Origin of the sequence: Ensifer sp. MJa1, assembly GCF_037026475.1 — a bacterium.
GTDB lineage: Bacteria > Pseudomonadota > Alphaproteobacteria > Rhizobiales > Rhizobiaceae > Ensifer.
The window spans coordinates 74,337-87,037 of the sequence record NZ_JAKUMO010000007.1 but is presented as its reverse complement, the minus strand read 5'-3'; the positions used below and the strand labels follow the sequence as shown (position 1 = coordinate 87,037).

Annotated in this window: 12 protein-coding genes; 6 read left to right on the top strand and 6 right to left on the bottom strand. The window is 60.9% G+C overall.

Annotation, left to right across the window (positions count from 1 at the left end):
- Positions 1-267: 267 nt before the first annotated feature.
- Together MKZ91_RS11810 and MKZ91_RS11805 are read left to right on the top strand one after the other, a co-directional pair.
- Positions 268-435, top strand: coding sequence for a hypothetical protein (locus tag MKZ91_RS11810; protein ID WP_336171256.1), 168 nt, complete (start codon positions 268-270; stop codon positions 433-435).
- An 88-nt stretch (positions 436-523) separates the two neighbouring features.
- Positions 524-733 carry a hypothetical protein gene (locus MKZ91_RS11805; protein WP_336171074.1) on the top strand — a complete coding sequence of 70 codons (210 nt, stop codon included), beginning with the start codon at positions 524-526 and terminating at the stop codon, positions 731-733.
- A gap of 34 nt (positions 734-767) precedes the next feature.
- Here the strand turns inward: MKZ91_RS11805 and traG are convergent, their stop codons facing one another.
- From traG to MKZ91_RS11790, 3 genes are read right to left on the bottom strand one after another with little or no spacing between them, the layout of a single operon-like run.
- The gene (gene traG, locus MKZ91_RS11800; protein ID WP_336171073.1) at positions 768-2,687 is read right to left on the bottom strand and encodes a Ti-type conjugative transfer system protein TraG; all 1,920 of its coding nucleotides are present in this window, start codon (positions 2,685-2,687) and stop codon (positions 768-770) included.
- On the bottom strand, positions 2,678-2,917 hold the full coding sequence (locus tag MKZ91_RS11795; protein ID WP_336171072.1) for a conjugal transfer protein TraD: 240 nt from the start codon (positions 2,915-2,917) through the stop codon (positions 2,678-2,680). The genes traG and MKZ91_RS11795 overlap by 10 nt, the downstream gene beginning before the upstream one ends.
- Positions 2,907-3,194 (bottom strand): TraC family protein, encoded by a 288-nt coding sequence (locus tag MKZ91_RS11790; protein WP_336171071.1) that lies wholly within the window; start codon positions 3,192-3,194, stop codon positions 2,907-2,909. Before MKZ91_RS11790 ends, MKZ91_RS11795 begins: the two co-directional genes overlap by 11 nt.
- 222 nt (positions 3,195-3,416) lie before the next feature.
- Here MKZ91_RS11790 and traA point away from each other — a divergent pair, with 222 nt between their 5' ends.
- Positions 3,417-8,039, top strand: coding sequence for a Ti-type conjugative transfer relaxase TraA (gene traA / locus MKZ91_RS11785; RefSeq protein WP_336171070.1), 4,623 nt, complete (start codon positions 3,417-3,419; stop codon positions 8,037-8,039).
- Between the two features lie 137 nt (positions 8,040-8,176).
- On the opposite strand, the gene MKZ91_RS11780 is transcribed toward traA, so the two are convergent.
- The 3 genes from MKZ91_RS11780 to rctB all read right to left on the bottom strand — a co-directional run bounded on the left by MKZ91_RS11780 (position 8,177) and on the right by rctB (position 9,515).
- Positions 8,177-8,566, bottom strand: coding sequence for a type II toxin-antitoxin system VapC family toxin (locus tag MKZ91_RS11780; RefSeq protein WP_336171069.1), 390 nt, complete (start codon positions 8,564-8,566; stop codon positions 8,177-8,179).
- Positions 8,563-8,796, bottom strand: coding sequence for a type II toxin-antitoxin system Phd/YefM family antitoxin (locus tag MKZ91_RS11775; RefSeq protein ID WP_336171068.1), 234 nt, complete (start codon positions 8,794-8,796; stop codon positions 8,563-8,565). The genes MKZ91_RS11780 and MKZ91_RS11775 overlap by 4 nt, the downstream gene beginning before the upstream one ends.
- Before the next feature lie 401 nt (positions 8,797-9,197).
- Entirely contained in the window at positions 9,198-9,515 is a 318-nt protein-coding gene (rctB, locus tag MKZ91_RS11770; protein WP_336171067.1) for an SMa0974 family conjugal transfer regulator, read from the bottom strand.
- 253 nt (positions 9,516-9,768) lie between these two features.
- Here rctB and traI point away from each other — a divergent pair, with 253 nt between their 5' ends.
- The 3 genes from traI (at position 9,769) to MKZ91_RS11755 (ending at position 12,689) form a co-directional block, all read left to right on the top strand.
- Positions 9,769-10,395, top strand: a complete 627-nt coding sequence (gene traI / locus MKZ91_RS11765) for an acyl-homoserine-lactone synthase TraI (RefSeq protein WP_336171066.1) — start codon at positions 9,769-9,771, stop codon at positions 10,393-10,395.
- A gap of 141 nt (positions 10,396-10,536) precedes the next feature.
- Positions 10,537-11,298, top strand: coding sequence for a winged helix-turn-helix transcriptional regulator (locus MKZ91_RS11760; RefSeq protein ID WP_336171065.1), 762 nt, complete (start codon positions 10,537-10,539; stop codon positions 11,296-11,298).
- 35 nt (positions 11,299-11,333) lie between these two features.
- Positions 11,334-12,689 (top strand): amidohydrolase family protein, encoded by a 1,356-nt coding sequence (locus MKZ91_RS11755; protein ID WP_336171064.1) that lies wholly within the window; start codon positions 11,334-11,336, stop codon positions 12,687-12,689.
- The last annotated feature ends 12 nt before the right edge of the window (positions 12,690-12,701 follow it).

The following is a 12,701-nucleotide window of genomic DNA, read 5'->3' as shown; positions in this document are numbered from 1 at the left end:
ATACGGGCATCGAGCCCGCATTTGCTCCTCCTGCCGTGCCACACGAGACAAAAGCCTGTCTGCTTAGATCGCCAAGTCTGCCGTGAGGATCGCGCCGCCTCAAGGACATCGCGGCCCCTCCAATTTTCAGCCGCTGCCCTGAAGGGCACCGTCAGAAAATCGGCTCCTCCGCTCGCCGCCTCCGGCGGTCGCTGACGCGATCCTTGACCCGGCCCGATCCTCACGACCCCGGGCGTCGTCTTTCACACCAAAAAGGAGATGACGACGATGACGATTGCACTCGAAATTCAGGTTGACGAACTGCGTCGCGAATTGGCCAATGCCGATCCGGCCGAACGCCGCCAGATCGAAGCTGAGCTGGATCTGGCTGAGGCCGAACTGGCGGTAGCGATTGCTGAACAGGACGGCACCTTCGACGCCGCGCCGCCCTTCTGAGGGCGCATTGCCCTCTAGCATGGGTCGATGCCCCGGATCGACCGGTCGCGTCGACCCAAAGCCCCGCTTGCTGTCAACGATCACCGCCATGGCTCAGAACATGCGCGCTGCGGGCATGGTGCCAATCTCGATTGTGGTCTACGCCCATCCAGACGCGGCGAACGGCATACCCTTCTGGGCGTTCGCTCTGATGGCGCTGGGGCTTGTTGCCCTGGCGATCGGCTATACGATTTTCCTCGACTGGTTCACGCCGCCTGGGGCTGAAGACCCGTTTGACCGGTATCGCCGTTTCGATTGATAGGCAATTTTTCACCGCGTGACGCTAGCGGCCTTCACCGGATCGGCTTGACGAAACGATTGGCCTTTGCAGCCTTGTTCATGTCTTTCCGCCGGAAGTAGATGGCCCTGCCGCAGCGGATCGGGCCGCGCCCCTGGACGATGATGATCTGCTCGTCCTTTCGCATCGATTGGGTGATTTCGTGCGGCAAGATCAGCGGTCGGCGCTGGAAACTCACGCTCTCGGATTTGCGCGGTCCGCTGTTCTTCGTATCCGAGCCGACATTTCGGGAGCTTCCTTTTACTTCTACCGTCATTTCTCCGCATTGCGCCGAAACATTGCGCGCCGTGTCGAGCGCCTTGATCGCGGCATAAGAAGCGAAGGCGCAACCGTCGATCCAGGACGTTGCGCCGTCCCTCCCGAAATGCCGCTCCAACTGGCCGACGGACTGGTACATGAGCATCATGCTGATGCCGTACTTGCGGCCGCGATCGCGCGCTTCCTCCAGGACGCGCATGTAGCCGAGGAGATCGACCTCATCGAGCATGAACAGCGCCCGGCGCTTGAAGCCGCCGTCGGCCTGGATCATGGCATTGATCAGCGAACCGATGATCACGCGGCCGATGCCTGGATAGGAGCGCAGGATCGATGCCGGGATATTGAGGAAGACGTCCTTCCTGGCCGTCACGATGTCGCTCGACTTGAAGGCACTGCCGCAGACGAGCGCCGCGTAGCTGTCGAGAGACAGCCACTGAGTGTCTTTCGAAGCGGTCGAATAGACGCCGCTGAAGGTCTGTTCGGTCATGTTTGTGAAGACACCCAGCGTTTCGCGGATGAAGGCCGATTGCGAGTGCTGCTGAATATCGCGCAGCACGGCGAGTACTGACGGCTCAGGCTCTGAGACAATCTGGCGAAGACTGCGTAAGGTTCGCCGTCCTGCATATTCGGGCGACAGCATCACATGCGCGAGCAGTCCGGTCAGGAGATTGTGCGCCTGGTTCTGGAAGTAGGAGCCCGTCGAGCTTTCGATGCGTAGGCTATCAGACAGCAGCATGTGGGCTATGCCGACGATGTCCTCTTCCTTTTGCCGTGACGCCTCGATCCCGTCCAGCACGTTGAAGCCCATGATCGGGTTCGTCGGATCGAGCACCATCACCTCGCGGCCGAGCTCGCGGCTGCGGTGCTCGACCACCATGGGCGCGACCTCGGTGGAAGGATCGAGGCAGATCAGCGGCCCGGTGTAGCGAAGCGCCGTCGGCACCACATTGCTCGTCGTCTTGTATCCACCCGACCCGGCAAAAAACAGCATATGCGTGGAATCGAAATCTTGGCGATAAGTCAGCAACGCGGCCTTGCCCCCATGCCCCCAGGTGCCGGCATCGTTCGGGTCAAAGGGCATTTCATGGACGATGTCCTTGTCGACGCGGTAGCGCTCGCCAACCACGATCTCGCCGTCCGGCGGAAACAATCTTCCCGCCGCCGACATCGGCAGCCAGTTGGCGTCCCCGAAGGTTCCGCGACTGGCGCGCTTCACCTGTTCGGGCACGACGGTGGAGATGCGCGCTGCTACCGCCACCGCCATGAAGCCGCCGACCGCGCCGACGACAGCGACCATGTCGAGAAAGGACAGCGCCCGGTCCCATGATAGTGCGCCGCTTTCCACGGAAGGGGACAGTCGGCCGAATTCACGGAGCGCGTAGAACCCGGTGACCGTCAGAAAACAGCCAAGGCTCACTATTGCGACGGGCCTTCGCCGGTGCAACGGCAAAGCCCAAACGGTCAACAGGCCGGCGAGCGGCCCGAACAAGAGTGCTGGCACGGGCGAAGCCCGAAGGAACCAGTATGCCGTCTTGCCCGACATGCCGGCAGCGAGCCCCGGCCAGCGCCAGCCAACGACATAGATAGCAAACGCGGTGGCGGCGACGGGCAAGAAAATGAGCAACAGGCTCGGATGCGGTTTTGCCTTCAGTACCATTCCGCTGTCTCCGCCATGCCCGTCGGTCCGCCATCCAGGGGGGCAGCCTTGAAGGCCTCCTCGCCAATGTCGCGCAGGCGCCGATGCTCGGCAGTGCCCGGCGTGATCTTCGCCAGTTCGAGGAGGCCGCCAAGCAAGAACGCCCGGTCCACCTTCGACAGGCCTGCCTTGACGACGATGCCGCCGAGCAGGAATTTCTCCCGCGCCTCGCGCTTGCGGTCAGCCGTCATGAGAAACCTCCTGCGGCGTTCCAGACCCGCCGCTTGGGCGTCGACGCGACGAAGCAACTGCACCAGCAGTGCCCCTTCTTTCCTCTTTGCGAAATCGCACGGCGATTTCTTCGAAGATCCGGTCGAGTTCCTCCTCGGTAATCTCCATCTCCGCCAGACCCGATTTGGTCGCGGCGCGCGCAAACCGCTCAGCTGATTTTACTATCAGTGATCGTCGGCGCTCGCGCAGCTTCTCGATCTGGGCATCGATGTCTGAGATCGATGTTTTTGGGGCCATCCCTGTATCCTTTGTCGTTTGAGTGATCTGCGCTGGGTCAATTATACTATCTATAAAATGATAGTAAACTAGACTAGTGTGCATTATCCCGAAAACGTCGCAGCCGGAATTCCGGCCGTGGGCCGCCTTCCGGAAAAGCGGCATCGGCCCTGCGGTCCGATTGGTTTGAGGGCGCAATATACGTCGCTGGCGCGACGTGCTCGGGAAGGTTTGGAAACGGTCGTGGCGATCATGTTCGTCAGAGCGCAGGTGATCAGCAGGGGAGCGGGACGCAGCATCGTTTCGGCCGCCGCCTACCGCCATCGCGCGCGGATGATGGACGAGCAGGCCGGGACGTCTTTCAGCTATCGCGGCGGAGCGTCGGAACTGGTGCATGAGGAGCTGGCGCTGCCCGACCATATTCCGACATGGCTGAGGGCGGCCGTCGACGGCAAGTCTGTCGCCAGCGCGAGCGAGGCGCTCTGGAACGCGGTTGACGCTTTCGAGACACGGGCGGACGCACAGCTTGCCCGCGAATTGATCATCGCCTTGCCGGAAGAGCTTACCCGGACGGAAAACATCGCGTTGGTCCGCGAATTCGTTCGCGTCAATTTTACGTCCATAGGCATGGTCGCCGACTGGGTCTATCACGACAAGGACGGCAATCCCCATATCCACCTGATGACCACATTGAGGCCCGTGACGGAGGACGGGTTCGGGCCGAAGAAGGTTCCGGTGCTTGGCGAAGACGGGGGGGCGTTGCGTGTGGCTACGCCGGACCGACCGAATGGCAAAATCGTTTACAAGCTTTGGGCCGGTGACAAGGAAACCATGAAGGCATGGAAGGTCGCGTGGGCGGAAACGGTCAACCGATACCTGGCGCTGGCAGGCCATGAGATCCGTCTCGACGGCCGCTCCTATGTTGAGCAAGGCCGAGATGGGATCGCACAGAAACACCTTGGCCCGGAGAAGGCGGCGCTCGCGCGCAAGGGGGGCGAATTGTATTTCACGCCGGCCGATCTGGCGCGGCGGCAGGAGATGGCAGACCGGCTGCTTGCCAATCCGGAGCTTCTCCTCAAGCAGCTCGGCAACGAACGCTCCACCTTTGACGAGCGCGATATCGCAAAGGCGCTGCACCGCTATGTCGATGATCCAGCGGACTTCGCCAATATCCGTGCGCGGCTTATGGCTTCGGATGATCTCGTGCTGCTAAAACCGCAGCAGGCCGATACCCAAACGGGAAAGACGACAGAGCCGGCGGTGTTCACGACGCGGCAAATCCTGCGTATCGAATATGACATGGCGCAGTCAGCCGAGGTTCTGTCGATGCGAAAGGGCTTCGGCGTCTCCGGCGCCAGGGGCGCCGCCGCCGTCCGAAGCGTCGAAACGGCCGATCCGGAAAAGTCCTTCAGGCTCGATCCGGAACAGGTTGATGCGGTACGTCACCTGACGGGCGACAATGCCATCGCCGCCGTCGTTGGTCTTGCGGGGGCGGGCAAGTCGACGCTGCTTTCTGCCGCGCGTATTGCCTGGGAAAGCGCCGGGCGGCGGGTGATTGGCGCGGCCCTGGCCGGCAAGGCGGCGGAAGGGTTGGAAGACAGTTCCGGCATCCGGTCGCGCACGCTGGCCTCCTGGGAGCTCGCCTGGGCCGGCGGGCGAGAACAGTTGGGTCGCGGCGATGTCCTGGTGATCGACGAGGCCGGCATGATCTCCTCGCAGCAGTTGGCGCGCGCCCTCAAAGCGGTGGAGGACGCAGGCGCAAAAGCCGTTCTGGTCGGTGACGCGATGCAGCTGCAGCCGATCCAGGCGGGTGCGGCGTTCCGGGCAATTGCCGAGCGGATCGGCTTCGCGGAACTTGCCGGCGTGCGGCGACAGCGTGATGCGTGGGCGCGCGATGCATCCCGTCTCTTCGCGCGGGGCAAGGTCGAAGAGGGCCTTAGTGCCTATGCGCAGAAGGGCCGCATTGTCGAGACCCAAACCCGAGCCGAGATCATCGACCGCATTGTCGCCGATTGGGCCGATGCCCGTCGTGACCTGCTTCAGAAACCTGCCGGCGGCGAGCATTCGGGACGTCTTCGCGGCGACGAACTGCTTGTGCTTGCCCACACCAATGATGACGTTTGGAAGCTGAACGAGGCCCTGCGCAAGGTCATGATTGACGAGGGCGCGCTGACAGGTGCGCGTCAATTCCGCACGGCACGCGGGCTTCGTGATTTCGCCGCTGGAGACCGGATCATCTTCCTTAAAAATGCCCGCTTCCTTGAGCCGCGGGCAAGGCGGCTTGGTCCCCAATATGTGAAGAACGGCATGCTTGGCACGGTCGTTTCATCCGGCGACAAGCGGGCAAACGCGCTGCTAACGGTGCATCTCGACAATGGCCGCGACGTCGTGATCAGCGAGGACATCTACAACAATGTCGACCACGGTTATGCCGCGACCATCCACAAATCTCAAGGCTCGACCATCGACCGGACCTTCGTGCTCGCCACCGGAATGATGGATCAGCATCTGACTTATGTGGCGATGACCAGGCATCGTGACCGCGCCGATCTTTACGCTGCGCGGGAGAGTTTTGAACCGAAGCCGGAATGGGGGCGCAGGGCGCGTGTCGACCATGCAGTCGGCGTCACCGGTGAATTGGTGGGCACCGGGTGGGCCAATTTCCGGCCGCAGGATGATGATGCCAAGGAAAGCCCCTACGCCGATGTGCGGACCGACGACGGATCCGTTCATCGACTTTGGGGCGTGAGCTTGCCGAAGGCACTTGTGGAGGGTGGCATATCGACAGGAGATACTGTGACGCTCCGCAAGGATGGCGTCGAAACGGTCACGGTAAAGGTGCCCGTCAGGAATGAAAAGACCGGCAAGAAGCGCCTCGAGGAACGTCAGGTCGAGCGCAACGTCTGGACCGGTACCCAAGTCGAAACTGCTGATGCGCGCAAGGCGAGGATCGAGCAGGAAAGCCATCGGCCGCTTGTGTTCAAACAGCTTGTTGAGCGCCTTGGGCGGTCCGGCGCCAAGACGACGACGCTCGATTTCGAAAGCGAGGAAGGCTATCGGGAGCATGCCCGTGATTTTGCCCAACGGCGCGGCATCGACACGCTCGCCCGGGTCACCATGGAATTGGAGGAGGGCGTGGCGCGACGGCTGGCGTGGCTTGCGGAAAAGCGATCGCAGTTGGCCAAGCTCTGGGAGCGGGCGAGCATTTCACTCGATTTTGCGATCGAACGGGAACGGAGCGCTTCGTACCGCGAGGAACGCCAAGAATCCTTTTTTGGCGGCATCCCAGTGGGAGGAAGCTATTTGATCCCGCCCGCGACCGAGTTCACCCGCAGCGTTGAAGAGGATGCGCGCATCGCGCAGATCGCCTCGGAACCGTGGAAGGCGCGGGAGGAAATAATCCGAGCATTGCTGCAGAAAATCTACCGCGACCCGGATGGCGCTCTTTCGGCGCTCAACGCTCTGGCATCAAGTGCAGGCGTCGAGCCGCGCAAGATTGCCGCAGATCTCGGCCTTGCGCCCGAACGTCTTGGCCGATTGCGCGGCTCTGGTCTCATAGTCGATGGCCGCGCCGCCCTCGACGTGCGCAACGCTGCCATGGCCGCCTTACGGGAACTGCCGCCGTTGGCGCGCGCGCATGCAACCGAGTTCCGCAGGCAGGCGGAGCGCTTCGCCATTCGCGAGCGGCAGCGGCGAGCTTACATGTCATTGTCCATCCCCGCGCTTTCGAAACAGGCGATGGCGCGTCTCGTCGAAGTCGAGACGGTCCGGGAGCGTGGCGGGGCCGATGCCTACAAGACGGCCTTCGCCTATGCAGCCGAGGACCGTTCGTTGGTTCAGGAGGTCAAGGCCGTCAACGAGGCGTTAACTGCACGCTTCGGCTGGTCTGCCTTCACCGCGAAGGCCGATCCGATCGCCGAGCGAAATGTTGCCGAGCGCATGCCGGAAAATCTCGCCACCGACCAGCGTGAAAAGCTGGCTCGCCTGTTCGAGGTGATCAGGCGTTTCAGCGATGAGCAGCATCTCGCAGAAAGACAGGACCGGTCAAAAATCGTTGCCGGAGCGTGCATCGAGTTCGAAAAGGAGGCTGCGCCCATGTTGCCCATGCTTGCCGCCGTCACGGAGTTCAAGACACCAATCGCCGATGAAGCGCGGGAAAGGGCGCTTGCCGTACCTCATTACAATCATCATCGCGCCGCCCTCGTGCAGGCGGCGACACGCATTTGGCGCGATCCGGCCGGTGCGGTCGCCCAGATCGAGGAGCTTGTCGCGAAGGGCTTTGCCAGCGATCGAATTGCTGCCGCGGTCAGCAACGATCCGGCCGCCTATGGCGCGCTGCGTGGCTCCGACCGCCTCATGGACAAGTTGCTTGCTGTCGGCCGGGAGCGGAAGGCGGCGCTTCAGGCTCTGCTGGAAGCGACAAGCCGCATCCGTTCTCTCGGCGCGTCTTATGCCGCCGCGTTGGAGGCCGAAACCCAGGTTGTCGACGGAGAGAGACGGCGGATGGCGGTCGCCATTCCCGGTCTATCGCAGAAGGCTGAGGATGCGCTGCGGGAGTTGACGAGGGAGATGAAGAAGAAGGGTAAGCTCGACGTTGCGATGGGTCTGATCGATCCGCGCGTCGCCGAAGAATTCGTCGCCGTCAGTCGCGCGCTGGACGAGCGCTTCGGCCGCAATGCGTTCCTACGCGGGGACAAGGACGTCACCAACTACGTGTCGCCAGCGCAGCGCCGCGCGCTGGAGGCGATGCGGGAACGGCTGCAGGTCTTGCAGCAGACGGTTCGCGTGCAGAGCAGTCAGGAGATCATTTCAAAGCGTGAGCGGCGCGTCATCGACCGCGCCCGCGGAATCACTGGAGCGCATTGAAGTAGAAGCGCAAGGCTGAACATGAACCCTCCTATCAGTGATCGTCCGCACTGGGATCGCCACCGAGCGGTCATCAAGGGTCAGATGTGATCATGTTTGGAGGCGTACCATCGGACAAGAGACGTCCAAGGCAGAAGTCACCACAAACGGCTAATGTCCGGCAGGGTGTCGAAAATCTCGTCCGCTGAAATCAGGGGCATTCCAAGAGCGAGCGTGGTCGCCGCCAGCAATCGGTCGAATGGGTCGCGATGTTCCCAGGCGAGGGTTGCCCCTTTCAAGCACACTTCCGGCGCCAATGCCGCAACTCTGCCACCCTGTTCAGCCAGCAAGCTCGGCAAGTCATTGACGAACGGTTCCATCTCCGGCCACTTGCCGATGCGGACTTTCTGCCCGATCTCGAAGAAACTGATGGGACTGACAAAAACGCTATCAGCCTCAGTGATGAGAGTGGTTGCCTTGGTGGACAGGCGCATATCGCCCGTTAGTGACCATGCCCAAGCATGGGTATCTAGAAGTACAGCTGTCACACTGCGCCTTCCCAAAGGGCGAGTTCATCTTCACTCATCGGCTCGAAGAAATCCGGTCCCTGCCCTGTGACCTTGCCCTTCAGCAGCCCAATTGTGAACTTGCTTTGTGGAATAGCAACGATCCGGGCAACAGGGGTCTTGCCCTTCGCGATGACAACTTCTTCGCCAGCCTTTGCTGCCTCGATGAGTTTGGACAGATTCGTTTTGGCGTTATGGATAGTAACCTGCATGGGCGTCCCGCTTAGCTAACTTGGCTATTGGCTATACGTAATGCATTTCCCTCCAAGAATCCAGTCTCAGCGCCTGGGGCGAGTGAGGCTACGAATTCATTGGAACCCGATGCCGTGCGCGCTACTGGCAGCCAAGCCCTTTCTCATCGAGTTGCACATTACATCAGCGTGAGGCGATCGTAGCTTAATATTAGCACCATCCCTCTTAGTTCTACGGCCGCAGAACTGCCCTACGGTAGCGAGGATATCGTCGGTGGTCGCGCATCCAAAACCGGACCATTCGGGAAAGGGCCCCTTTGCCAGAACTGCGAACCCGTGCGCGAAGAACAGTTTGACAACCATGCTGAGCGACTGAAAGGTATCCGCAAGGTCCAGGGCGGGCCACTGCTTCAGAGGCATCCTTACATCGAGCCGACAGGCTCGCTGCCGGCCGAGTGCCACTCAGCGTGCTCACCTGAGAACTTCGCGACGGCGCACAGGATTCCCAGCAGAAGTGTCCTGATACCATAGAAGGTGATGGTGTCCTGAGCGTCCACTTGGAGGCGCAGACCATCATCCGTCAGCCTTAGGAGCGCACGCGCGTCGCCAAAGTCGAGCAATTTGTCGGCGCCCATATCGTCGATCGAGCGGCAATAGTCTGCGGAACGCGCGCAGAGCTTTTTCGCGACCCGTTCCGGGTGCGGGACCGGTATGCAGGCTTCGGCCGTGTGCTTGTACATTGAAATACATGGCCTCCAATCAGCGCCATCAAAGCCCGGAATTGGTCCATCCCCGGTTCCGCGCCTTGTTGCTCCATGCTCGTGGATCCGTCTCTATTCCGGCGTTCGCGACACTTCGCTCGACATCGTACAACTCAAGCATGAAATACCTATGCACGCTTTGGTCGAGCGTTCGACTACTAATTCTATTAGTCGCCCGAGCGGCGAAACTCGTGTCCAGTGGTCTGAAGCAGGATTTCTTCGGAGAACGGAGATGGAGATACTCGCTGTATCGGCCGCAGCGCGCGGAGAATTTGCGGACCTGATCGATAAGATGCATCGGCTGCGAGCCCGCGTCTTTGGCGGCAGGCTGGGCTGGGACGTAGACATAAGGGAGGGTCTTGAAGCCGATGCTTACGATCATTTCAATCCGACCTATATCCTGGCTGTCACGGCCACGCATGCGGTGGCGGGCTGCGCGCGGCTTCTCCCTGCTGCCGGGCCGACGATGCTCGCCAACACCTTCCCTCAGCTCCTCTCATCGGGGCGGTTGGATGCTCACGCGGGCATGATTGAAAGCTCGCGCTTTTGCGTCGACACCTCGCTCGACGGGGGCAGGTCTCGGGGGCTTCTTCATGGGACGACGCTTAAGATGTTCGCAGGCATTATCGAGTGGTCGATGGCGAACGGCTACTACGAGATTGCCACGGCAACTGACCTGCGCTTCGAGCGCATTCTGAAACGCGCCGGCTGGCCGATGCAGCGCCTTGGCCGGCCGTGCCCGATTGGCAGCACCATGGCTGTCGCTGGCGTTCTTCCTGCCGACGTCGCGAGCCTTGATCGAATATGCGCTGCGTTCAATCGGCCGGGGTCTCGCATGCAGCACAACACCGCTGCTTGAGGCGGAATCCGGTGCCGGGAGAGGTCGTGAACAGCATCTTCCATCAATCGAGCGCAATCGGCTGCGCCGCCCATTGAGAACGAAGCAAGTCCTCACCAGGGATCAGAACAAAACAGACGCCGCGCCGAAGAGGAGAGGACTTTGAATTCCGCGAGCCCCCAGATCCTGATTGGTTCGACCGATGCAGATTACTATCTCCTTCTCGTCCATATTCTGGAATCAGAGGGGTATCAGGTCATTCTTGGTTCCGGGGTGGAGGAGATCGTCCATTTTGCAGGCGAGTACGATGTCGGCGCCATCCTTCTTGATTGTCGGTCGGGAGAAGATTGGGCCCCCGCAGCCTGCGCAAAGCTAAAGCAGGAGCCGCGGACATTCGGGATCACGACGGTTGGGTTGATTGGACCTGGTGCGGAAAGTCGGTTTATCGGTCTGCTGAAGGCGGGTATTGACGAGAATTTCGTAAGACCGATCGCTCCTTCCAAGCTGCTCAGCTTCCTTCGCGACCGTATCATCCTTCCGCACGCGTCCGGTCCAATGGCGAGCGACGGTCATATCATCGCCTATGCAGGAATGGAGCTGGATACCAACAGGCATAGCGTCAGGCATTTCGGCATCAACGTCCATCTCGGACCGATCGAATTCCGGTTGCTCCAGTTCCTGATGGAGAACCGCGAGCAGGCGTGCAGTCGCGCACAACTCATCGAAGCTGGTTGGCCCGAGCGCCGTTTCGTCGACGCCAAGACGGTCAATGTCCATATCGGTCGACTGCGCAAGGCGCTGAGCCTGGCCGGTGGCCCTGATCTCATCCGAACGGTTCGATCGTCCGGCTACATGCTCGATGGTTCCAGCCAGGAGCGATCGCAGCACGAACCTGTCCGGCCGGGCGAAGAGACGGACGACTAGGACAGCATCCCGGTTGCCGAGAAGGAGCAGCTATCATGGATCTGGTAATTCGAAATGGAGGCCTCATTACCGGCGACGGCAAGACGTTTCATAAGCAGGCTGCCGTGTATGTCCGGAAGGGAAGGATCGCCGGTGTGGAAGCCGCAGAGGCCACCGCAGGCGCCGAAATCGCGGCGCGAGAAACCATCGATGCGACCGGCGGCGTCGTTATGCCAGGTCTCATCAATGCGCATGCGCATGGCTGTATTCGAGGGCCTTCCATGCCCAGCGGCTCGAGGCCATTTGAAGGTGAAGATGTTGCCTATTTCCGAAATCGCCATCTTCTTCAGGGAACAACGACCCTTCTCAACGTCTGCGGCCTGGCGATGGCCGACGAAGTAGATATCGGCGAGGCAGCACCTCACCCCATGGATATCCGGATTTCCACGGCTCACACTCCGAAAAACATAGACGCGGCGCTTGCGGTCGATGGCACGGGACTTTCAATAAGGCACTTGAGCGCGACGATAGATGAACTTTTGGCCTCCGGCGCGATAGCGCTTGGCGAGGCAGGCGGCGGGCAGACACTGGGTGGTGGCGCACAAGAATACAGGTTCATCCCGCAAGCGCTACTGCAGGAACTCGGGGTCGAGGTGACGCCTGCAGCCGCGAGGCGCTTGAAGAACGCCGTCCTTGGCCGCTATCTCGATCCGGCAGAGGGCCTGTCGAATTTGAAACTGACCGACGAGCTGGAGCGTTGCGGTCTTTCCGAGATCACCGAAGCGGATCGCGTTCGCGACATCATTACGCGATCGGTGATGCCTTCGGTTGCCCTCTCGCTGGCCGGATTCGATGAAATCGCCCGCGAAGCCGAGCGGGTCGAATATCCCGCGATCTTCCACAACGCGGCGCCATCTGCGAAGCGTTTGATTGCGGTGGTCGAGAAGCACCCGAAGGCACGTTTCGTCGCAGGCCATAGCAATCACCCAAGCTTCCTCCCGAACGAGGCAGTCTCGATTGCCCGGAATCTGAGACGAAAGGGGGCTATCATCGATGTTTCGACATTGGATTGTATCGGGACGCGCTGGCGCAATGATCCCGCCAACCTCGACGCACTGATCGATGCGGGCTGTGTCGATACGATATCGACCGATTTTGCCGGCGGCCATTGGGATGGAATTCTTGAAGCGATCCAGCGGATGGTCAGAAAGAAACAATTGTCTGCGGCGGAGGCCGTTGCCCTTGCGACCGGGAATGTCGCACGTGTCTTCACCCAAATGGCTGGTGACCGCGGGCTGATTGAAAAAGGCAAGCGTGCAGACCTGATCGTTGTCGACCACGTAAATCTGAGCCGCGTCAGGCATGTCGTGATCGCAGGTTGTATCGTCGTCAGGAATGGCCGGCTTGTCTGACGCCTTCAGCTG

Bases quoted from the DNA above. Each gene is read 5' to 3' on its own strand.
- rctB (WP_336171067.1), bottom strand. From the start codon at position 9,515: ATGTACAAGCACACGGCCGAAGCCTGCATACCGGTCCCGCACCCGGAA.
- traG (WP_336171073.1), bottom strand. From the start codon at position 2,687: ATGGTACTGAAGGCAAAACCGCATCCGAGCCTGTTGCTCATTTTCTTG.
- MKZ91_RS11810 (WP_336171256.1), top strand. From the start codon at position 268: ATGACGATTGCACTCGAAATTCAGGTTGACGAACTGCGTCGCGAATTG.
- MKZ91_RS11755 (WP_336171064.1), top strand. From the start codon at position 11,334: ATGGATCTGGTAATTCGAAATGGAGGCCTCATTACCGGCGACGGCAAG.
- MKZ91_RS11775 (WP_336171068.1), bottom strand. From the start codon at position 8,796: ATGCAGGTTACTATCCATAACGCCAAAACGAATCTGTCCAAACTCATC.
- MKZ91_RS11790 (WP_336171071.1), bottom strand. From the start codon at position 3,194: ATGGCCCCAAAAACATCGATCTCAGACATCGATGCCCAGATCGAGAAG.
- MKZ91_RS11795 (WP_336171072.1), bottom strand. From the start codon at position 2,917: ATGACGGCTGACCGCAAGCGCGAGGCGCGGGAGAAATTCCTGCTCGGC.
- traI (WP_336171066.1), top strand. From the start codon at position 9,769: ATGGAGATACTCGCTGTATCGGCCGCAGCGCGCGGAGAATTTGCGGAC.
- MKZ91_RS11805 (WP_336171074.1), top strand. From the start codon at position 524: ATGGCTCAGAACATGCGCGCTGCGGGCATGGTGCCAATCTCGATTGTG.